The organism is Sphingomonas sp. PL20, from assembly GCF_017875905.1.
Taxonomy (GTDB): Bacteria; Pseudomonadota; Alphaproteobacteria; order Sphingomonadales; family Sphingomonadaceae; genus Sphingomonas; species Sphingomonas echinoides.
Genome location: NZ_JAGINH010000002.1, coordinates 3,030,048 through 3,049,713, shown reverse-complemented (window position 1 = coordinate 3,049,713; position 19,666 = coordinate 3,030,048). Strand labels below are relative to the sequence as shown.

18 protein-coding genes are annotated in these 19,666 nt (G+C 65.4%); 17 read left to right on the top strand and 1 reads right to left on the bottom strand.

Annotated features, from left to right (window positions below; genetic code table 11):
- Window positions 1–11 precede the first annotated feature (11 nt).
- The 4 genes from H4W01_RS14300 (at window position 12) to H4W01_RS14285 (ending at window position 4,863) form a co-directional block, all read left to right on the top strand.
- Window positions 12–1,118 carry an NADH:flavin oxidoreductase/NADH oxidase gene (locus tag H4W01_RS14300; RefSeq protein WP_209611895.1) on the top strand — a complete coding sequence of 369 codons (1,107 nt, stop codon included), beginning with the start codon at window positions 12–14 and terminating at the stop codon, window positions 1,116–1,118.
- Between the two features lie 120 nt (window positions 1,119–1,238).
- Window positions 1,239–2,042: a universal stress protein gene (locus H4W01_RS14295; protein WP_209611892.1), complete on the top strand. Its 804-nt coding sequence runs from the start codon at window positions 1,239–1,241 to the stop codon at window positions 2,040–2,042.
- Window positions 2,043–2,054: 12 nt separating this feature from the next.
- Window positions 2,055–3,227, top strand: coding sequence for a L,D-transpeptidase family protein (locus H4W01_RS14290; RefSeq protein ID WP_209611890.1), 1,173 nt, complete (start codon window positions 2,055–2,057; stop codon window positions 3,225–3,227).
- A gap of 79 nt (window positions 3,228–3,306) precedes the next feature.
- Window positions 3,307–4,863, top strand: coding sequence for a bifunctional aminoglycoside phosphotransferase/ATP-binding protein (locus H4W01_RS14285; protein ID WP_209613384.1), 1,557 nt, complete (start codon window positions 3,307–3,309; stop codon window positions 4,861–4,863).
- Window positions 4,864–4,878: 15 nt separating this feature from the next.
- On the opposite strand, the gene H4W01_RS14280 is transcribed toward H4W01_RS14285, so the two are convergent.
- Window positions 4,879–5,595: a sterol desaturase family protein gene (locus H4W01_RS14280; RefSeq protein ID WP_435803962.1), complete on the bottom strand. Its 717-nt coding sequence runs from the start codon at window positions 5,593–5,595 to the stop codon at window positions 4,879–4,881.
- A gap of 258 nt (window positions 5,596–5,853) precedes the next feature.
- On the opposite strand from H4W01_RS14280, the gene H4W01_RS14275 reads away from it, so the two are divergent.
- The 13 genes from H4W01_RS14275 to H4W01_RS14215 all read left to right on the top strand — a co-directional run bounded on the left by H4W01_RS14275 (window position 5,854) and on the right by H4W01_RS14215 (window position 19,530).
- Window positions 5,854–7,245 (top strand): NAD-dependent succinate-semialdehyde dehydrogenase, encoded by a 1,392-nt coding sequence (locus H4W01_RS14275; protein WP_209611885.1) that lies wholly within the window; start codon window positions 5,854–5,856, stop codon window positions 7,243–7,245.
- A 35-nt stretch (window positions 7,246–7,280) separates the two neighbouring features.
- The gene (adhP, locus tag H4W01_RS14270) at window positions 7,281–8,360 is read left to right on the top strand and encodes an alcohol dehydrogenase AdhP (protein WP_209611883.1); all 1,080 of its coding nucleotides are present in this window, start codon (window positions 7,281–7,283) and stop codon (window positions 8,358–8,360) included.
- A 212-nt stretch (window positions 8,361–8,572) separates the two neighbouring features.
- Window positions 8,573–10,228, top strand: a complete 1,656-nt coding sequence (gene ccoN / locus H4W01_RS14265) for a cytochrome-c oxidase, cbb3-type subunit I (protein WP_209611881.1) — start codon at window positions 8,573–8,575, stop codon at window positions 10,226–10,228.
- Window positions 10,229–10,238: 10 nt separating this feature from the next.
- On the top strand, window positions 10,239–10,973 hold the full coding sequence (gene ccoO / locus H4W01_RS14260; protein WP_010404394.1) for a cytochrome-c oxidase, cbb3-type subunit II: 735 nt from the start codon (window positions 10,239–10,241) through the stop codon (window positions 10,971–10,973).
- Window positions 10,970–11,137 carry a CcoQ/FixQ family Cbb3-type cytochrome c oxidase assembly chaperone gene (locus H4W01_RS14255; protein ID WP_010404393.1) on the top strand — a complete coding sequence of 56 codons (168 nt, stop codon included), beginning with the start codon at window positions 10,970–10,972 and terminating at the stop codon, window positions 11,135–11,137. The genes ccoO and H4W01_RS14255 overlap by 4 nt, the downstream gene beginning before the upstream one ends.
- Window positions 11,130–12,068 (top strand): cytochrome-c oxidase, cbb3-type subunit III, encoded by a 939-nt coding sequence (ccoP, locus tag H4W01_RS14250; protein ID WP_209611879.1) that lies wholly within the window; start codon window positions 11,130–11,132, stop codon window positions 12,066–12,068. The genes H4W01_RS14255 and ccoP overlap by 8 nt, the downstream gene beginning before the upstream one ends.
- Window positions 12,068–13,585, top strand: coding sequence for a cytochrome c oxidase accessory protein CcoG (gene ccoG, locus H4W01_RS14245; RefSeq protein WP_209611877.1), 1,518 nt, complete (start codon window positions 12,068–12,070; stop codon window positions 13,583–13,585). Before ccoP ends, ccoG begins: the two co-directional genes overlap by 1 nt.
- Window positions 13,582–14,040, top strand: a complete 459-nt coding sequence (locus H4W01_RS14240; RefSeq protein ID WP_209611875.1) for a FixH family protein — start codon at window positions 13,582–13,584, stop codon at window positions 14,038–14,040. The genes ccoG and H4W01_RS14240 overlap by 4 nt, the downstream gene beginning before the upstream one ends.
- Window positions 14,037–16,163 carry a heavy metal translocating P-type ATPase gene (locus H4W01_RS14235; protein ID WP_209611872.1) on the top strand — a complete coding sequence of 709 codons (2,127 nt, stop codon included), beginning with the start codon at window positions 14,037–14,039 and terminating at the stop codon, window positions 16,161–16,163. The genes H4W01_RS14240 and H4W01_RS14235 overlap by 4 nt, the downstream gene beginning before the upstream one ends.
- Window positions 16,160–16,348 (top strand): cbb3-type cytochrome oxidase assembly protein CcoS, encoded by a 189-nt coding sequence (ccoS, locus tag H4W01_RS14230; RefSeq protein ID WP_209611870.1) that lies wholly within the window; start codon window positions 16,160–16,162, stop codon window positions 16,346–16,348. The genes H4W01_RS14235 and ccoS overlap by 4 nt, the downstream gene beginning before the upstream one ends.
- Window positions 16,349–16,394: 46 nt before the next feature.
- Window positions 16,395–16,676 carry a hypothetical protein gene (locus tag H4W01_RS14225; RefSeq protein WP_154651288.1) on the top strand — a complete coding sequence of 94 codons (282 nt, stop codon included), beginning with the start codon at window positions 16,395–16,397 and terminating at the stop codon, window positions 16,674–16,676.
- A gap of 29 nt (window positions 16,677–16,705) precedes the next feature.
- Complete coding sequence (locus tag H4W01_RS14220) at window positions 16,706–17,440, top strand: Crp/Fnr family transcriptional regulator (RefSeq protein WP_334685288.1); 735 nt, start codon at window positions 16,706–16,708, stop codon at window positions 17,438–17,440.
- Window positions 17,441–17,541: 101 nt separating this feature from the next.
- Window positions 17,542–19,530 (top strand): tetratricopeptide repeat-containing sulfotransferase family protein, encoded by a 1,989-nt coding sequence (locus tag H4W01_RS14215; protein WP_209611868.1) that lies wholly within the window; start codon window positions 17,542–17,544, stop codon window positions 19,528–19,530.
- Window positions 19,531–19,666 lie beyond the last annotated feature (136 nt).

Below are 19,666 nucleotides of genomic sequence, written 5' to 3'. Positions count from 1 at the left end.
GAAGACGTCTGATGACTGGTCCCAAACTTTTCGAGCCGCTGTCGCTGGGGCATCTGACACTGGCCAACCGCATCGTAATCGCGCCGATGTGCCAATATTCGGCGGTCGATGGCTGCATGACCGACTGGCATGTGATTCATCTCGGCCATCTGGCGCTGTCGGGTGCTGGCTTGCTGACGATCGAGGCAAGCGCGGTCGAGCCCGAGGGGCGGATCACCTACGGCGATGTTGGCCTGTATGACGATGCGACCGAGGCGGCGATGGCGCGGGTATTGGAAAGCCTCCGGCGACATTCGGACATGCCGATCGCGATCCAGCTCGGCCATGCCGGGCGCAAGGCCTCGACGAACCTGCCGTGGCGGGGTGGGGCGCAACTTCCGGTTTCGGACCACAATGGGTGGCAGACGGTAGCACCGTCGGCGCTGGGGTTTGCTGAAAGCGACATTCCGCCGGTCGCGCTCGACCGCAGCGGACTCGATCGGGTGCGCGCGGCGTTTGCGGCGGCCGCGCGCCGGGCCGATCGGCTGGGTATCGATGCGGTGCAGTTGCACGGCGCGCACGGCTATTTGCTCCATCAGTTCCTCTCCCCGCTGTCGAACCGGCGCGACGACGAGTATGGCGGCAGCCTCGAAAACCGGATGCGCTTTCCGCTCGAGGTGTTCGATGCGGTGCGCAGTGCCTTTGCTGCGGAAAAGCCGGTGACGATGCGCGTTTCGGGCACCGATTGGGTGGAAGGCGGCTGGGATATCGACCAGACCATCGCCTTTGCGCAGGCGCTGGAACAGCGTGGCTGTTCGGCGATCCATGTCTCGAGCGGCGGGCTCGATCCGCGCCAGGATATTCCGGTCGGCCCGGGCTATCAGGTGCCGCTGGCGCGCGCGGTGAAACAGGCGACGGGACTGCCGGTCGTCGCGGTCGGGCTGATTACCGAGCCGGAACAGGCAGAAGCGATTGTCGGCACGGGCGACGCCGATATGGTCGCGCTGGCGCGTGCGATCTTGTACGATCCGCGCTGGCCGTGGCATGCGGCGGCGGAACTGGGCGCGCAGGTGCGGGCACCGAACCAGTATCTGCGCTCGCAACCCCGTCGCTTCCGCGACTTGCTGCACGGCGGCTGATCCCACCCTTCAAGCCCGCCATGCGCGATGGAATGGCACCGTCTGCGTATTAGTCCCAATGCCGCGTGCTGGCTGCGCCCGTTACCGTGCCCGCAGACCAAGAGACCTTCGGAGGCGGGCATGAAGACGATATTGCTGCTGGTGCATGATGATGGCGGCCAGGAAGCGCGGTTTCAGGCCGCGCTCGACCTGACGCGCACGTTGGAAGGGCATTTGGTGTGCCTTGACGTGACGATCATGCCGGCCATGGTGGTCTCGGACGCTCTGGGCGACGCCGGTTTCGGGATGTTGCTGCAAGAGGAAAAGCAGCGCGAAACCACCAACCGCGCTAAATTGGAGGCGCGGCTGGTTCATGAGGATGTGAGCTGGGATTGGCGCGATGCGTGCGGCGAAGTGGCACCGTGCCTGCGCGATGAATCGGCACTTGCCGACCTTATCGTCGTCAATCGCCAGTTGGAGGCGTGCCCGGTGCCCGACATGCGGGCGCTGGCGGGCGATCTGGTGGTCAAGGGGCGCACGCCCGTGCTCGCCGTGCCGGAGGATCTGGTTCGGCTTGATCTTGACCGGGCGCTGATCGCCTGGGACGGCTCGGCCTCGTCCGGGGCGGCCGTACGGGCGGCGGTGCCGCTGCTGCGCCATGCCCAGCAAGTCACGATCATCGCGATCGGCGACGAATCCGATCGCCTCCCCGCCGAAGCGGCTGCGGCCTATCTCTCGCGCTACGATATTCATGCAGAGATCGACCATGTCGCCCTTGCCGGGGAGAAGGTTGGCGACGCGTTGTTTGCACGCGTGTCGAGCGGGCATTTCGGCTATGTGGTGATGGGCGGCTTCGGTCATGCGCGCGTTGCCGAGGCCCTGTTTGGTGGAGTTACCAGGATGATGTTGACCAAAAGCCCCGTGCCGATCTTCCTGGCGCACTGAACGATCTTGGACATGTCCGTGTTCGTCCGCCTCGCTGCGGCCCTTTCGGTCGCGGCGAGCGCCTCGGTTGCTGCGGCTGCGCCCCAACAGCCGGTGGTGCCTCAGGTCGCGGCCCAGGCACCGCGCTGGTCCGCCAGCGATCTTGCCGCGCTCGTCCAGGAAATCGGCCGGTCGGCGCAGGAAGGGCTTACCCCAGAGCGCTATAGCGGGGCGGCGTTGCAACGCGCGATCGACCAGCGCGCGCCGGACCTGGAGGCGCAGGCCAGTCGCGCCGCGCTGCTGCTCGCGCATGATTATGCCGAAGGCGCGGCACCGGCTGACGCGCGCACAGGATGGGAGATCGCGCGTGATCCGATCGATCTCGACCTGTGGTTGCGCGAGGCGCTGGTGCGGCATGATGTCGCGGGCGCGTTGCAAGCGCTGTTGCCGCGGTCGTCGGGCTATGCCGCTCTGCGTGCCGCGCTGCCGACGTGCGATACCCCCGCGCATTGCACGACGTTGAAGGTCAACCTCGAACGCTGGCGCTGGTTGCCGCGCGCGCTTGGGGCCCATTATCTCTGGGTCAATCCGGCGGCCTATCGGCTCGACCTGATCGAGGGCGATCACATCCTGCAAAGCCACCGCATCATCGTTGGCAAGCCGACCACGCCAACGCCGGTGTTTGCCGCGCTGGTGACCGGGGTCACCGCCAATCCGTGGTGGACTGTGCCGAGCAGCATCGTGTCCGAAAGCGTCGGCGCGATGGTGCGCAATCGCCCGGCTCAGGCCGCACGGCTTGGCTATGTCGCGACGCGCGCGGCGGGAGGGCGGTTGCAGGTGCGGCAGCGACCGGGGCCGCTCAACGCGCTCGGCCAAGTCAAGATCGAGATGCCCAACGCCTATAGCATCTTCCTGCATGACACGCCGTCCCGGGGCCTGTTCGAACAGGAGCGGCGCGCCTTCTCGCATGGCTGCGTGCGCACCGAACATCCCGATGTGCTGGCGCGCACGCTGCTCGCACCGGCGACCGCACGCAGCTTCGATCACTATCTGGCGGAGCGCACCAATCACACCTTTGCGCTCGATCGGCCGGTGCCGGTCTACATCGTCTATTTCACCGCAGTGGCCGATCCGGCAGCGGTGGGCGGCGTGGCGTATCTTGACGATGTTTACGGGCGCGACGCCGCAATCTCGAAAGCATTTTGAGTTGTTCTCATTCTGGGTATCGATCCACGTAATCTTCCCGATAGAGTGAGCCGGCGTCGCTGCTACCCTTTCGGCGATGATGACGTCCTTGCCCTTTTCAGAGCCCGCGCTGGGCGCGCAGACGGAGATCCTCGCGTTTCTTGAATCCGGCGCGGCTTTCGGTCTCAAAAGCCCGCCTCGCCGGATCGACACCCATGCTGCCGTGGTGTTCCTGTGCCCCGATCGGGCGTGGAAGCTGAAGCGCGCGGTGCGCTTGCCCTATCTCGATTTTTCGACGCCAGCCCTGCGCGGCATCGCGCTGGAGGCGGAGCTTTCGCTAAACCGCCGCACCGCGCCAACGCTCTATCGCGCGGTCCACCCGATCCGTCGCGGCAAGACGGGGCGGTTATCGATCGACGGGGCGGGCGAGACGGTCGACTGGCTGCTTGAAATGACTCGCTTTCCCGATGGCGCGCTGCTCGATGAGATGGCGGCGGGCGGGCAGATCGACGATGCGCTGCTGCTGCGGCTGGCGGATCGCGTTCAGCGCTTCCACGCGACCGAGCCGATCGTTCGAACGGGTACCGCCGCAGACGATTTCCGCACCGTCGTCGAAGCCGCGCTCGATCGGCTGGGGCAATTCCCGACGGTTCTCGACGGTGCGCAGTTCGCCCAGCTAGACCGCGATTTGCGGGGGCGGGTGACGGCGCTCGCGCCCTTGCTCGATGCGCGCGCAGCGGCGGGGCGGGTGCGGCATGGGCATGGCGATTTGCACCTCGCCAATATTGCGGTGATCGATGGCGAGCCGACGTTGTTCGACTGCCTCGAATTTGATACCGAACTCGCCACCACAGACGTCCTCTACGATCTCGCCTTTCTGGTGATGGATTTGTGGCGGCGGGGGCTGCGGCGCGCGGCGAACATCGTGTTCAACCGCTATCTCGATCTTTCGCCGGAAGATGAGGGCGGGCTCGCGCTCTTGCCGCTTTTCCTGGCCACGCGCGCGGTGATTCGGGCGCACGTCGCCGCGACTCGCAGCGCGCAGGCGGCGGGGGATGGCGCGCTGGAGCGCGAGGCGAAGGAATATTGCGCCCTGGCCGCCGATCTGATCACGCCGATGCCGCCTCGGCTGGTCGCGATTGGCGGGCTCTCGGGGACCGGAAAGTCGAGTGTCGCGCGCAATCTGGGCGGGGATGTGGGGCAGCCGCCCGGCGCCCGCATCCTGCGCACGGATGTTCTGCGAAAACGCAGCGTCGGTGCCATGCCCGAACAAGCGCTGCCGCCAGCCTATTATGCGCCCGACGTGACGGAGCAGGTCTATCGTTCGCTCGATCGGCTGGCGGCCGCCGCGCTGGCGCAGGGGAGTGCTGTCATCGTCGATGCAACCTTCGCATCGCGTGACCAGCGCGATGCGATCGAGATTGTCGCCCGGCGTGGCCGGGTTGTGTTTACCGGCATCTGGCTGGAGGCTGAGATCGATCACCGCCTGGCGCGGGTCGCGGGGCGGCGCGATGACGCGTCGGACGCCAATGCCGCCGTTGTGCGCAATCAGGCGGCGGATGCGGTCGGCCCGCTCGGCGACTGGCACCACGTTGCGGCGGACGGCGCGCTGGAAACCGTCGCGCGCGCCGTGCGGGCCTTGGTGGGGTCGGCCTGACGACGGGGCTGCGCGCTATACCTGCTTATTGGGTGTGCGGCGGCGCGGATGGCCAACCGCGACGCCGCGCGACAGACGCGCGACCCACGGATAGCGCCGGGCAACCTCCTCGGTATAGCCGAGGTTGAACACGGTCGGGCTCTTCGCGGGACGGTCGGCGCGGGAATAGAGCGTGCCGAACAGGCGATCCCACAGAAAGTTGGTGATACCGAAATTACCGTCCTCATCGTGGAAATGATGTTCGACGTGACGCACCTTCATCGTCGCCAGCCATTTGATCCGCGGCTTGTAGGCGAGGTGCTGGATGCAATGGAAAAACTCGTAGAAACAGGTGCACAGCAGCCCGGTCGCGAACCCCGCCGCCGCGCCGCCGATCCCGCCGATCAGATAGCCCGGCAAGGCGGCGACGACGAGCAGCGTCGGCAACGTGGTGTAAAGCGCGCCGAACAGCACCTCCAGATGATTGGGGTCGACATGATGGTCGTAATGGATCCGCTTCCAGGTCGAGGCCAGAAACGGCACTTTGAACATCCAGTGGCAATGCAACACCCAGCGGTGCAGCACGTACCAGATCAACGGATAGGCAAACAGAATCAGCGCGACCGTCGCGACCGTGGGTAACGCGGCGGCGGGGTTCCACACGAACACGCCGATCGAAAGCGCGGTCAGCGCCAGATAGGCGATAATCGTATAATGCTGAAAATAGGCGACCACCAATTCGCGGAAGGTCATCCGGTCCAGATAATGCGACCGTGTCCAGAAGGTGCCGTTGTGGCCCGTGCGTGCGGTGTTCACTCGATGTCTCACCCGATCATTCCGATTGCATTCGAGCGATAGCGGTGGGGCAGGCACGGGCGTTTGACCGCTATCAAATCGCGGCGGAGCGCCGCTTCTAGGTAAAAATCCCAATATTCGAAATGTGTTGGCTGGCCGATCTGTGCGCCCTCGCGGGCCGACGCTTCCAGCGATCAAGCGATCAGAGGACATCCCATGCCATTTGCAACGACCAATCCGTTTACCGGCGAAACCCTCAAGACCTTCCCGACTGCGACCGATGCACAGATCGTCGAAGCGATCGGCGCGGCGCATGCGGCGTTCCTGTCGTGGCGCGAAACGGGTTTTGCCGAACGCGCGCAGATCATGACCAATGCGGCAACGATCCTGCGGCGCGACAGCGCGTCGCTGGCCGCGCTGCTGACGCTGGAAATGGGCAAGTTGCTGAGCGAGGCGAAGGCAGAGGTCGAATTGTCCGCCGCGATTTTCGACTATTATGCGCACCATGCCGAGGCGCTGTTGCAGCCCGAGCGGCTCCCCGTTGCCGATCCGGCCGAGGGCGAGGCGATGCTGGTGTGCGAGCCCCTGGGCGTGTTGCTGTGCGTCGAGCCGTGGAATTTCCCATATTATCAGATCGCGCGGATCATCGCGCCGCAGCTTTCGGCGGGCAACACGATGCTGCTGAAGCACGCCTCCAACGTGCCGCAGAGCGCCGCCGCCTTTGAAGCGGTGATGCTGGAGGCGGGGCTGCCCAAGGGCGCGTTCATCAATCTGTACGCCGGCCACAGCCAGATCGAGCTGATCCTCAACGATCCGCGTGTGCAGGGCGTGGCGCTGACGGGCTCGGAAGCGGCTGGCGCAAGTGTCGCCGCAGCGGCGGGCAAGGCGCTGAAGAAATCCACGATGGAATTGGGCGGTGCCGATGCCTTTGTCGTGCTGGCCGATGCCGATCTGGAAAAGACCACGAAATGGGCGGTGTTCGGTCGCCACTGGAATGGCGGGCAGGTCTGCGTCTCATCCAAGCGCATGATTATCGTCGATCCGGTCTATGATGCGTTTCTGGAGGGCTACACCAAGGGTGTGGCCGCGCTCCGCATGGGCGATCCGTTCGATCCCGAAACCACGCTTGCGCCTTTGTCGTCGCAAAGCGCGGCGGATGACCTGAAAGCAATGATCCGCAAGGCGGTCGAACATGGCGCGACCGCAACCGAAGTCGGGCCGGAAGCGCCCAATCACGGCGCGTTCGTGCGCCCGACGATCCTGACCGACATCGGTGAGGACAATCCGGCGCGCTATTGGGAGTTCTTCGGCCCAGTATCAATGCTGTTCCGCGCCAAGGACGAGGCGGATGCGATCCGCATCGCCAACGATTCGCCCTTCGGTCTGGGCGGTTCGGTCTTCACTGGCGACCCGGCGCATGGTGCCGAGGTCGCGAAAAAGATCTCGACCGGCATGGTGTTCGTCAACCATCCGACGATGGTCAAGGCCGATCTGCCCTTCGGTGGCGTGCGGCGCTCAGGCTATGGGCGCGAGCTGCTTGGCCTCGGCCTCAAGGAATTCGTCAATCACAAGCTGATCGACGTCGTCGATATCGACGCCCCGTTCTGACGCCCCCCTAGAGTCCCCCCGAAAGGAAGCAGATCATGCAAAAGACCATGAAAGCCGCCGTTGTCCGCGAGTTCGGCAAGCCGTTGGTAATCGAAGAGGTCACGGTGCCGATGCCGGGGCCGGGCCAGATCCTCGTCAAGATCGCGGCGACGGGTGTGTGCCATACCGATCTTCATGCCGCCGAGGGCGACTGGCCGGTCAAGCCCAACCCGCCCTTCATTCCCGGGCATGAGGGCGTCGGCCATGTCGTCGCGGTCGGCAGTGGCGTCACCCATGTCAAGGAAGGCGACCGCGTCGGCGTGCCGTGGTTGTACAGTGCGTGCGGGCATTGCGTGCATTGCCTGGGCGGCTGGGAAACGCTGTGCGAGACGCAGCAGAACACCGGCTATTCGGTCAATGGCAGCTTTGCCGAATATGTGCTGGCCGATCCCAATTATGTCGGCCACTTGCCCGACAACATCGGCTTCGTCGAAATCTCGCCCATCCTGTGCGCCGGCGTCACCGTTTATAAGGGCCTGAAGGTCACCGATACCAAGCCGGGCGACTGGGTGGCGATTTCGGGCATTGGCGGGCTTGGCCATATGGCGGTGCAATATGCCAAGGCGATGGGGCTGAACGTCGTCGCGGTCGATATTGACGACGCCAAGCTGAAGCTGGCCGAGGAATTGGGGGCGAGCCTGACGGTCAATGCCCGTAACGCCGATCCGGCGGCCTTCATCAAGAAAGAGATTGGCGGCGCGCAGGGCGTGCTGGTCACCGCCGTCAGCCCGATCGCGTTCAAACAGGCGATGGGCATGGTGCGGCGCGGCGGCACGGTGTCGCTCAACGGCTTGCCGCCGGGCGAATTCCCGATGTCGATTTTCGACACGGTGCTCAATGGCATCACCGTCCGCGGCTCGATCGTGGGGACGCGGCTCGATCTTCAGGAATCGCTCGATTTCGCCGCCGCGGGCAAGGTGCGCGCGACGGTGACGACCGATACGCTGGAGAACATCAACGATGTGTTCGGGCGGATGCATCGTGGTGAGATCGAAGGTCGCGTGGTGATCGATTTCGAGAATGCGCCGCCAACGGCGGATGCGGCGGCGGTCGCCGCGTTGGCACCCGCCACCTAAACGTCGCGCAACGCGAAGATCGCGAGCGAGGCCGGGCGTGTGCCCGGCCTCGTTTGATTCGGGGGCAGGGCGGTCGCACCCGCCAAAGGCCCACAGGCGCGTACATCTACGTACAGCCCGCGTTCAGAATCCTCGGTAGCGGTTTGACGAAGGTCAAGGGCCGCGTCGGCCGATGTGGCCATGGACAAGCTCTACTGGTTGCGGAGGCGCGAATGGACGGAATCGTGATGAGGGCCGTGGCGTGGCTCGTGGTGGCGTTCGCGGCAGTCGGGATGTCCGCCTGCGCGATCGACCAGGGCTTTGCCATCCAGATGGGAATCGTCGCGCTGGCGGCGTTTGTCGCCGCGTTTTACGCGATGCGGCGCGTCGGCAATCCGGCGATCGCGGCGGACGGCTCTTTGCCTGCCCCACGCGATCGCTATGATGACGAAGTGATCCGCTGGGGCGTGATCGCCACGGTGTTCTGGGCGATTGTCGGCTTGCTGGTCGGCGTGGTCATCGCCTCGCAGCTCGCCTTCCCGCTGCTCAATCTCCATTCCGAATATACCACCTTCGGGCGCTTGCGGCCGCTGCACACCTCGGCGGTGATCTTCGCCTTTGGCGGCAACGCGCTGATCGCGACGAGTTATTATGTGGTGCAGCGCACCTGCCGCGCGCGCCTGGCGTTTCCCTGGCTCGCGCGCTTCGTGTTCTGGGGCTATCAATTGTTCATCGTGCTGGCGGCGTCGGGCTATGTGCTCGGCATTACCGAGGGGCGCGAATATGCCGAGCCCGAATGGTATGTCGACATCTGGCTGACGATCGTCTGGGTCTCGTACCTCGCGGTCTATGTCGGCACGATCGTGCGCCGCTCCGAGCCGCATATCTATGTCGCCAACTGGTTCTATCTCGGCTTCATCATCACCGTCGCGATGCTCCACCTCGTCAACAATGTGACGATGCCGGTGTCGTTCTTCGGCTCCAAATCCTATTCGGCCTTTGCCGGCGTGCAGGACGCGCTGACGCAGTGGTGGTATGGCCATAACGCGGTCGGCTTCTTCCTGACGGCGGGCTTCCTCGGCATGATGTATTATTTCGTGCCCAAGCAGGCCGAACGGCCGATCTATAGCTACCGCCTGTCGATCATCCACTTCTGGTCGCTGATCTTCCTGTACATCTGGGCGGGGCCACATCACCTCCATTACACCGCGCTGCCCGACTGGGCGCAGACGCTGGGCGAAGTGTTCTCGGTGATGCTGTGGATGCCGAGCTGGGGCGGCATGATCAACGGCCTGATGACGCTCAACGGTGCCTGGGACAAGATCCGCACCGATCCGATCATCCGCATGATGGTGTTCGCGCTCGCCTTCTACGGCATGGCCACCTTCGAGGGGCCGATGATGTCGATCAAGGAGGTCAATTCGCTCAGCCATTATACCGACTGGACGATCGGCCATGTCCATTCCGCCGCGCTTGGCTGGAACGGGATGATCACCTTCGGTGCGCTGTACTATATGACGCCGCGTTTGTGGGGCCGCACCCGGCTCTATTCGCTGCGGATGGTCAACTGGCACTTCTGGTGCGCCACGCTCGGCATCGTCCTCTACGCTTCGTCGATGTGGGTGGCGGGCATCATGCAGGGGCTGATGTGGCGCGAATATGGAAGCGACGGGTATCTCGTCTATTCCTTCGCCGAAGTCGTCCAGGCGATGCACCCTTATTATCTGATCCGCACGACGGGTGGGCTGCTTTACCTCACCGGTGCGCTGATCATGGCCTGGAACATCTGGATGACGATTGCGGGCAAGCTCCGCGACGAAGCCCCGATGTCGTCCCCGGCCTTCGATCCGGCGCGCGACCGTCCGCTCCAGCACGTCCCAGCAGAATAAGGGCGCGACCATGGCAAACCTCCTCAACCGCCACAAAGTGATCGAGCGCAACGTCACGTTGCTCGCGGTGCTTGCCTTCCTCACCGTCGCCATCGGCGGCATCGTCGAGATCGCGCCCTTGTTCTGGATCGACTCGACCGTGACCAAGGTGGAGGGCGTGCGGCCCTACACCCCGCTCGAACTCGCCGGGCGCGACATCTACATTCGCGAGGGATGCTATGGCTGCCACAGCCAGATGATCCGCCCGTTCCGCGACGAGACCGAACGCTACGGCCATTACAGCCTCGCCGCCGAAAGCATGTACGATCACCCGTTCCAATGGGGATCGAAGCGCACCGGGCCGGATCTGGCACGGGTCGGCGGGCGCTATTCGGATGGCTGGCATGTCCAGCATTTGAAGGACCCGCGTGCAGTGGTGCCCGAATCGATCATGCCGCCCTACGCCTTCCTGGCGGACCGCGATCTCGACGTCAGCCACATTGGCGATCATCTGGTCGCGCTGCGCCGCGTCGGCGTGCCCTATACCAATGAGGAGATCGCCAAGGCGGCCGAGGACGTCACCACCCAGGCGACGGGCGAGGGCGACACGGCAGGCCTGCTGAAGCGCTATCCCAAGGCAGTGGCGCGCGATTTCGACGGCAAGCCTGGGCAAGTGACCGAGATGGATGCGCTGGTCGCCTATCTGCAGGGCCTTGGCACCCAGGTCGATTTCAAATCGGCCGCACCGCGGGAGCAGGCACGATGACCACGTATGATGTGCTGCGGGAATTTGCCGACAGTTGGGGGCTGATCCTGATGGGGGTGGCGTTCCTGACCTTCACCGGCTGGACCTTCCTGCGCTCGGTTTCTGCCGGACACGAGCGGGCGGCAATGAGCATCTTCGAGCAAGAGGACGAAGTGGATGGCTGACGAAAAGCGCATCGACGAGCCCACCGGCACCAGTTTCGTCGGGCATGAATGGGATGGGATCGAGGAACTCGATACCCCGATGCCACGCTGGTGGCTGTACACCTTCTACGCCTGCATCGCGTTTGCGGCGGTGATGGTGGTGCTCTATCCCGCCATCCCGATGTTGCACAGCGCGAGCACGGGCGTGCTCGGCTGGTCGAGCCATGGCGATCTCGCCAAGGAAATGGCGGCGGACCATGCGCGGCGCGCGCCGGTGATGCACGCGCTCGAACAAACGCCGATCGAGCAGATTCCGTCCGATCCCAAATTGCTGCGCGCGGCGCAGGAGGGCGGGCATTCGGCCTTCAAGGTCTATTGCACACAGTGTCACGGCGCAGGCGCGGCGGGGGCCAAAGGCTATCCCAACCTCAACGATGACGATTGGTTGTGGGGCGGCGATCTGAAGACGATTCAGCAAACCTTGCTGCACGGCGTGCGCCAGCCCGGCGACGACGAAACCCGCATGTCGCAAATGCCGGCCTTTGGGCGCGATGGCATCCTGAAGCCTGCGGAAGTGCAGGATGTGGTATCCTATGTCCGCTTCCTGTCCAAGCAAGAGGGGGTGACCGCTTCGTCCAGGCGCGGTGCCGCCGTGTTCACCGCCAATTGCGCGGTGTGCCATGGCGATGCTGGCAAGGGGAACCGCGCCGTCGGCGCGCCCAATCTGACCGACGGCATCTGGCTGTATGGCGGGGACCGCGACACCATCACCGAGACGGTGACCAATGCGCGCTACGGCATCATGCCCGCCTGGGGTGCGCGGCTTGATCCGGTGACGGTCAAGATGCTGGCAATCTATGTCCACTCGCTGGGCGGCGGCGAAAAGACGCCGGTCGACCCGGTGCCGGCACCGGCGGAGACTCCTGCACCGGCGGCGGTCGCGGCGCGCTGATGGCCCATCCCCAAGACTTGACCGGTGAGGGGCAACAGTTTTTCGAGGCGCGCCGCAAGGTGTTCCCGAAGGCGGTGGACGGCCCGTTCCGGCGCTTGAAATGGGCGATCATGCTGGTCGCGCTCGCAATCTACTACGTCACGCCGTGGCTGCGCTGGAACCGCGGGCCCTATGCGCCGGATCAGGCCGTGTTGGTCGATCTGGCGCATCGGCGCTTCTACATGTTCTCGATCGAGATCTGGCCGCACGAATTTTATTATGTCGCGGGCCTGCTGATCATGGCCGGAATCGGGCTGTTCCTGGTGACATCGGCGGTGGGGCGGGCGTGGTGCGGCTATGCCTGCCCGCAGACCGTGTGGACCGACCTGTTCGTGCATGTCGAACGCGCCATCGACGGCGACCGCAACGCCCAGATCAAGCTGCAGCGCGCGCCCTGGGGGCCGTCCAAAATTGCGCGGCGGATTGCCAAACATTCGATCTGGCTGGTGATCGGTGCGCTCACCGGCGGGGCCTGGATCTTCTACTTCGCCGACGCACCGACGCTGGGTCGGGCGTTCGTGCAAGGCAGTGCGCCATTCGTCGCTTATGCGACGGTCGGCGTGCTGACCGCCACCACCTATATCTTCGGCGGGCTGATGCGCGAACAGGTGTGCATCTATATGTGCCCGTGGCCGCGCATCCAGAGCGCGATGCTCGACGAGAAATCGCTGACCGTCACCTACAAGGCATGGCGGGGCGAGCCGCGCTCGCATGGGTTGAAGCGCGCTGAGCCGCTGGCACAGGTGGTGTTGGGGACGCCCTCGCTGGTCGCGTTGATCGAGCAGCCCGAGCTGGCATCGCGGATCGGCGACTGTATCGATTGCAACGCCTGTGTCGCGGTGTGCCCGACCGGAATCGACATTCGCGAAGGATCGCAAATCGGCTGCATCACCTGTGGCCTGTGCATCGATGCGTGCGACGGGATCATGGCCAAGATCGGTCGGCCCAGTCGCTTGATCGGCTATACGACCGATCTCGACGCGCGGCTCGCACAAGCGGGTGAGGCACCGGTACCCGCGCTCAAGCGCCTGTTCCGGCCGCGCACCCTCCTCTATTTCGGTGCCTGGGCGGGGATCGGCCTGGCGATGTTGTTCGCGCTGGGCAATCGCGAACGGATCGGCATCGGCGTCTTGCAGACGCGCAATCCGCAATGGGTGCGCTTGTCGGACGGCAGCATTCGCAACGGCTATACCGTCAAGGTCCGCAACATGGAGGAGCGTCCGCGCTCGGTCGAAATTGCGATCTCGGGGGTTCCCGGCGCGGTGCTGTGGACCGAAGAGGCAGGACGTAACCAGGCCGCGCGGAGTGTTCGCGTGGACGTCGCGCCCGACCAGGTCGCGCAAGTCCCGCTGTTCGTCAGCGCGCCTGGCGCTGGGCCGACGCGCGCCGATCTTGCCTTCACCGTTCGCGCGCTCGACAAAGAGGGCGGGTCGGCCCGCGACACCAGCTTCTTCGAACGCCCGGAGCCCACGCCATGACACGACCTTTCACCGGCTGGCACATGACTGGCATCATCGTCGCGATGTTCGGGCTGGTGATCGCGGTCAACGTGCTGATGGCAAGCTACGCGATCGGCACCTTTGGCGGGACGGTGGTCGATAACAGCTATGTCGCCAGCCAGCGCTTCAACGACTGGCTGGCCGAGGCGCGCACGCAGCGTGGGCTCAACTGGAATGTCGATGCGACTGTCGATGGTGACCGCGTCGTGATCGTCACTGCGCTTGCCCCGCAGGGTCCGCTGTCGGATGCGGTGGTTACGGTGCGCGCGACGCATCCGCTTGGTCGACTGCCGGAGCGGGATCTGGTGTTCCGCTCGGTCGGCAAGGGGCGGTTTGTCTCGACAACGGCGCTCCCGGCCGGACGCTGGCTGCTCCGCGTCGATGTCCGCCACGGGCATGAGGATGCGCGCTTCGACGACGAGATTCCCGCATGAGCACGGCAGCGCCGCTCGAAACCTCGATCTTCACGGTCGACGGGCTGCGCTGCGCCGCGTGTATTGCCAAGCTGGAAAAGGGCCTGCCAGAGGTTTCGGGCGTAACGTCGGCCCGCGTCAATTTCACCAGCAAGCGCGTGCGGATCGAGCACGCCGCCAACGTTGCCGATGACGATCTGCAAGCCGCGATCGGGCGGCTGGGTTTTTCGGCGCAGCCGTTTGTCGGGGAAAGCGAAGCCTCGGCCAATCGCGAAAGCCGCATGTTGATGACCGCGCTGGCGGTTGCGGGCTTTGCAGCAATGAATGTCATGCTGCTCTCGGTGTCGATCTGGTCGGGCGCGGATGGCGCGACGCGGACGCTGTTCCACTGGCTGTCGGCGGCGATCGCTTTGCCGGCGGTCGCTTATGCCGGGCGGCCTTTCTTCAAGAGCGCGTGGGGTGCGCTGCGGCATGGCCGCACCAATATGGACGTGCCGATTTCGATCGGCGTCATCCTGACGCTGTCGATGAGCCTGTACGAAACCGCGATCGGCGGCGCGCATGCCTATTTCGACGGCGTGACGATGCTGCTGTTCTTCCTCCTCGCCGGGCGCTTTCTCGACAGCGCGATGCGCGTGCGGGCAGCGGACGGGGTCGCGGCGCTGATGCGGCGCGTTCCGGCTGAAGTGCTGGTGCGGCGACCCGATGGCAGCACCGAGCAGCGCCTTGCCGCCGAACTGGCACCGGGAATGCGGCTGCTGATCGCGGCGGGGGAGCGGATCGGGGCCGATGGCGTGGTGGAGACCGGGCGCAGCAGTGTCGATCGTTCGCTTGTCACGGGCGAGAGCTTGGCGGAGGCGGTTACCGTTGGCGACACCGTGCTGGCGGGCACGATCAACCTCAGCGGGCCATTGACGGTGCGCGTAACGGCGGCGGGCGAGGCGACGATCGTCGCCGACATCGCGCGGCTGATGGAGACCGCGACACAGGGCAAGTCGCGTTATGTCCGCATCGCCGATCGCGCATCGCGGCTCTATGCGCCGGCGGTGCACACGCTGGCGGCGCTGAGCCTGGTCGGCTGGCTGATCGCGGGCGCAGGGCTGCACCAGGCGCTGACGATTGCGGTCGCGGTGCTGATCATCACTTGCCCGTGCGCGCTGGGGCTGGCGGTGCCGATCGCACAAGTTGTCGCGGCGGGCGCTTTGATGCGCGCGGGGATTTTGCTCAAGGACGGTTCGGCACTGGAGCGGCTGGCGGCCGCCGATACCGTGTTGCTCGACAAGACCGGCACGGTGACGCTCGGGCATCTCACGCCGTTGGACGGGTTGCCGTCCGCCCCGGTGGAGCGAGGGGTCCTGCTCGCGCTGGCGCAAGCCAGTCGTCATCCCCTGTCGATGGCGCTCGCCGATACGCTAGGGCGCGCTGGCGTTGTCGCCGCTGTGGTGACCGATATCGTCGAGCATCCGGGGCTCGGGGTCGAAGGGCGGTTTGGCAACGCGCTGGTGCGGTTGGGGCGTCTTGATTGGGTTGGCGCAGCCGAGGGCGCGACGCAGGCACATGCGGCGGCGGCTTTCGGGATCAGCGATGCGCCGGCGCATGTGATGACCTTTGGCGATGCCTTGCGGCCCGACGCCACGGCGGCGATCGCGCGCTTGCGGGCGGAGGGGTTTACCCCGCGCTTGTTATCGGGTGATGCGGCGGCGGTGGTCGAGACGATTGGCGATACGCTGGGCATCGATGGCAGCGCGCGGATGGACCCTGCCGACAAATGCCGCATCGTCGATGAGTTTGCCGCGCGCGGGCGCAAGGTGCTGATGGTCGGCGACGGCCTCAATGATGGCCCGGCGATGAAGCGCGCGTTTGTTGCGATGGCCCCCTCTTCGGGCACCGATGTCAGCCAGTTGGTTGCCGACCTCGTCTTCTTTGGCGACAAGCTGATGCCCGTGCCGATCGCGGTGGCGGCCGCGCGCCGGACCATGCGCGTCGTGCGGCAGAATTTCGCGCTGGCGATCGGCTATAACGTGCTGGCGGTGCCGCTGGCGATTGCCGGGCAAGTGACCCCGTTGATCGCGGCGCTCGCCATGTCGGGATCCTCGCTGATCGTCGTTGCCAATGCGCTGCGTTTGCGGGGCGTGGCGCGATGACCGGGCTGGTGGTGCTGATTCCGGTGGCGCTGGCGCTGGGCCTGGCGGGGTTGGCGGCGTTCTTCTGGGCGGCGCGCGCCGGGCAGTTTGAGGATCTCGATGGGGCCGCGCTGCGCATCCTGATCGAGGAGGACGATCAGCCCGCGCTCGCCAAGCCGATCGACCCGGTAACGCCCCATGCTTGATCGGGGTCAAACACCCGGCGCGGCGGATGCGCGTATAGAATCGCACATGTGGTGTCCCAACCCCTGCCATTCTGCGCGGTCTTCGCGGGGCGGTGCGGGCTTGGCGTTGGTCGCGGTGCTGGGGCTGGCCAGCGCCACGGTGGCGCAGGCGGGGCCGCCGGGGGACAGTATCACCGCGGCGATCTGCGGTGGGCACGGCACGGTGACGATCCCGCTCGGGCGTCCCGGCGAGCCGCCCGGGCAGCGACGCGACTGTCCGACCGGATGTCACGCGATGTGCAGCCGCAGGACCGCCGCCGATCTCCTCGACGATGGCGAGGGGGATTGAGCACGGCATCAGGATAATTACGTACAGGCGTGGCGCGCTGTTCCTGTGATAGCGGCGGCATGGGGACGCAAAGCAACAGGTGCGCGGAATGCGACGTACGGGATATGGGCCTGTGCGGTGCCGCCGATAGGGACGACCTTTCCGCACTGAGTTCGATCGGGCGGCGACGCGCGCTGGCGGCGGGGCAGGTGCTCACCTGGGCGGGCGACGATAATGTGCTGTGCGCCAATGTCGTGTCGGGCATCCTCAAAGTCACCGCTTCGACCGCAAACGGGCGCGAACAGATTGTCGGCCTGGTGTTTGCCGGCGATTTCGTCGGGCAATTGTTCGAAGAGACGTCGTCCTTGACCGTCACCGCGCTGGTCGACAGCGACCTGTGCGTCTATCCGCGCGAGCGTTTCGAGCGCGTGATGGCAGAGGCGGCGTCGATTGAACGGATGTTGTTGCGGCGCACGCTCGCCTCGCTGAACGATGCGCGTGAGCGGATGCTGACGCTGGGCAAGCGCGGCGCGCAGGAGCGTGTGGCGGGCTTCCTGCTCGATCTGGTCGACCGCACGGCGGTCCGGATGGCGGACGGATCGATCAGCATCGATGTACCCGTCAGCCGTGGCGATATGGCGGATTTTCTTGGCCTCACCATCGAAACGGTCAGTCGTCAATTGACGCGATTGAAGGTGCTCGGCGCGATCACGCTGGCGCGCGGGGGGCGGTCGATCCTCATCACGGACCGCGCCGCTTTGGAGCCGCTTGCCAATCCTGAGTGAGTGCCCCGGCAGCGGCTTTGACAGCGATCAAGCGGTGGCTTTGTAGATTTTAAGGTCGGTGGCGGATAGGCTCAGCCTTTGCCCTCCAGCCTTGCGGGATCATGACGCTGTCCAACCCCGGCCCCTCTCCCGAATTGCGCGAGGCGCGGCGGTTGCTGAGCGTCGATCCGTTTGCCGCCGTGGCGCAGGCGCGGCGCGCCGTGGCCGCGGAACCCGGATCGCTGGAAGCACATTTCCTGCTTGGGGCGGCGCTGCGGCGGAGCGGAGATCCGTCTGCTGCATGCGCGGTGCTGGCGCCGCTCGCGGCGGCACGACCGGCGTTATGGGGTTTGCACTATGAACACGGGGTGGCGCTGGCGACGCTCGGCCAGACCGACGCCGCCATCGCCGCGCTGGAGCGCGCGACCAGCGCCAACGCACAATCGTCGCTGGCCTGGCACGCGCTGGGGGACCAGCTCGCGCTGCGCAACCACGCCGAGGCTGCGCTCGCCGCGCAGATGCGCGTGGTGCCGGGCTATGTCGGCGATGCGGCACTCGCCGATGTGGCTGGCGCGTTTTTTACGCGCGGCGATCCGCGCGCCCGCGCGGCCTTGTGGACGCGCTTCGGCCTCGATTTGAACGACGTGGCCGCCGTTCGGCTGTTGGCCGATGTCGGGATGCGGCTCGGGCATTTCGCGGGGGTCGAGCCTTTGCTGGCAAAGACGGTCGCTTCTGCCCCCGCGTTCGCGCCCGCGCGTTTCAGTCTTGCGCTCGCACTGCACCGGCTGGAGCGCGGAGCCGAGGCGCTTGGCGCGATCGGTCCGGTGGCGGATGCCTATCCGGACGTAGCGATGGTGGTCGGGCTGCACGCCGCGATCCATATGCAGCTCGGCAATGTCGCGCAGGCGGTCGCCGCCTATGAAAGTGTGCTGCCCGCCGCCCCCGAGGATAGCGACCTGTGGCACGCTTACGGCCATGCGCTGCGCGCGATCGGGCGGCAGAGCGACGCGGTCGCCGCATATCGCCGCGCCATCGCCATTGCGCCCGGTTGTGGCGAGGCATGGTGGAGCCTCGCCAATCTCAAGACGGTGCGCTTCGACGCTGCGGATATCGCGCGGATGCAGGCCGTGCCGGACGCGGCCAGCACCAATTCGGTCGACCGCGCCTATCTGGATTTCGCGCTGGGCAAGGCGCTGGAGGACGAGCGCCGCTATGCCGAGGCGTTCGATCATTATGCGCGCGGCAATGCAGCGCGAAAGCGCCTCGAGCCGCACGATGCCGCCGCGCATCATCGCTTCGTCACGCAATCGATCGCGGCGTTCGACGCTGCGCTCTTCGCCCGCGCGGCGGGCGCGGGGTGCGATGCGATCGGCCCTATTTTCGTCGTCGGCATGCCGCGATCGGGCTCGACGCTGGTCGAACAGATTCTCGCCAGCCATAGCCAGGTCGAAGGCGCATCGGAGCTGCCGACGCTGACCGCGCTGGCGCGGGACTTGGCGACCGCCAATCCCGGCTATCCTGCTTCCATCTCGCAAGTGCCGCGTGAGGCGTTCGCCCGGCTTGGCCGCGTCTATCTAAAGCAGACCGAGGTGTATCGCAGCGGCGACCGGCCCCTGTGCGTCGACAAATTTCCGGGCAATTTCCTGCACAGCGGCTTGATTCATCTGATGCTGCCCAATGCGCGCATCATTGATGTCAGGCGGGATCCGGTGGCGTGTTGCTTCTCGATCTTCAAGCAGGCGTTCGCGCGCGGGCAGGCATATAGTTACGACCTGGAAGACTTGGCCTATTACTATCGTGACTATGTTGCGCTGATGGCGCATTTCGATGCGGTCTTGCCGGGCAGGGTGCACCGCATTGTCTATGAAGACCTAGTGGATGACGCTGAGAACGAAATCCGCCGTCTGCTCGACTATTGTGGGCTTGCTTTCGATCCGCACTGCCTGCGCTTTTTCGAGACTGGACGGAATGTACGCACGCCCAGTTCCGAACAGGTCCGCCGCCCGATCTTCCGCGATGCGCTGGACCAGTGGCGTGGCTTCGAGCCGTGGCTGGGCGCGTTGATCGAAACGCTCGGCCCCCTTGCCAGACCCGTCACCGATCGGCCATAATCGCAATTTGGAATGCCCCTATCTGATTATTATCCTTCTCGCTTTTCGGGAATCGGGTGAGCTTCTTCAATCGGGGATCAGATCCAAATTCTCCGCAAGCAAAAGGCGTGAAGCCTGATGCGGCAGCGCGAGGATC

Bases quoted from the DNA above. Each gene is read 5' to 3' on its own strand.
- H4W01_RS14290 (WP_209611890.1), top strand. From the start codon at position 2,055: ATGTCCGTGTTCGTCCGCCTCGCTGCGGCCCTTTCGGTCGCGGCGAGC.
- ccoP (WP_209611879.1), top strand. From the start codon at position 11,130: ATGGCTGACGAAAAGCGCATCGACGAGCCCACCGGCACCAGTTTCGTC.
- H4W01_RS14225 (WP_154651288.1), top strand. From the start codon at position 16,395: ATGTGGTGTCCCAACCCCTGCCATTCTGCGCGGTCTTCGCGGGGCGGT.
- H4W01_RS14255 (WP_010404393.1), top strand. From the start codon at position 10,970: ATGACCACGTATGATGTGCTGCGGGAATTTGCCGACAGTTGGGGGCTG.
- adhP (WP_209611883.1), top strand. From the start codon at position 7,281: ATGCAAAAGACCATGAAAGCCGCCGTTGTCCGCGAGTTCGGCAAGCCG.
- ccoO (WP_010404394.1), top strand. From the start codon at position 10,239: ATGGCAAACCTCCTCAACCGCCACAAAGTGATCGAGCGCAACGTCACG.
- H4W01_RS14295 (WP_209611892.1), top strand. From the start codon at position 1,239: ATGAAGACGATATTGCTGCTGGTGCATGATGATGGCGGCCAGGAAGCG.
- H4W01_RS14240 (WP_209611875.1), top strand. From the start codon at position 13,582: ATGACACGACCTTTCACCGGCTGGCACATGACTGGCATCATCGTCGCG.
- ccoG (WP_209611877.1), top strand. From the start codon at position 12,068: ATGGCCCATCCCCAAGACTTGACCGGTGAGGGGCAACAGTTTTTCGAG.
- H4W01_RS14215 (WP_209611868.1), top strand. From the start codon at position 17,542: ATGACGCTGTCCAACCCCGGCCCCTCTCCCGAATTGCGCGAGGCGCGG.
- H4W01_RS14235 (WP_209611872.1), top strand. From the start codon at position 14,037: ATGAGCACGGCAGCGCCGCTCGAAACCTCGATCTTCACGGTCGACGGG.
- H4W01_RS14300 (WP_209611895.1), top strand. From the start codon at position 12: ATGACTGGTCCCAAACTTTTCGAGCCGCTGTCGCTGGGGCATCTGACA.
- H4W01_RS14280 (WP_435803962.1), bottom strand. From the start codon at position 5,595: ATGACCTTCCGCGAATTGGTGGTCGCCTATTTTCAGCATTATACGATT.
- ccoN (WP_209611881.1), top strand. From the start codon at position 8,573: ATGGACGGAATCGTGATGAGGGCCGTGGCGTGGCTCGTGGTGGCGTTC.
- ccoS (WP_209611870.1), top strand. From the start codon at position 16,160: ATGACCGGGCTGGTGGTGCTGATTCCGGTGGCGCTGGCGCTGGGCCTG.
- H4W01_RS14285 (WP_209613384.1), top strand. From the start codon at position 3,307: ATGACGTCCTTGCCCTTTTCAGAGCCCGCGCTGGGCGCGCAGACGGAG.
- H4W01_RS14275 (WP_209611885.1), top strand. From the start codon at position 5,854: ATGCCATTTGCAACGACCAATCCGTTTACCGGCGAAACCCTCAAGACC.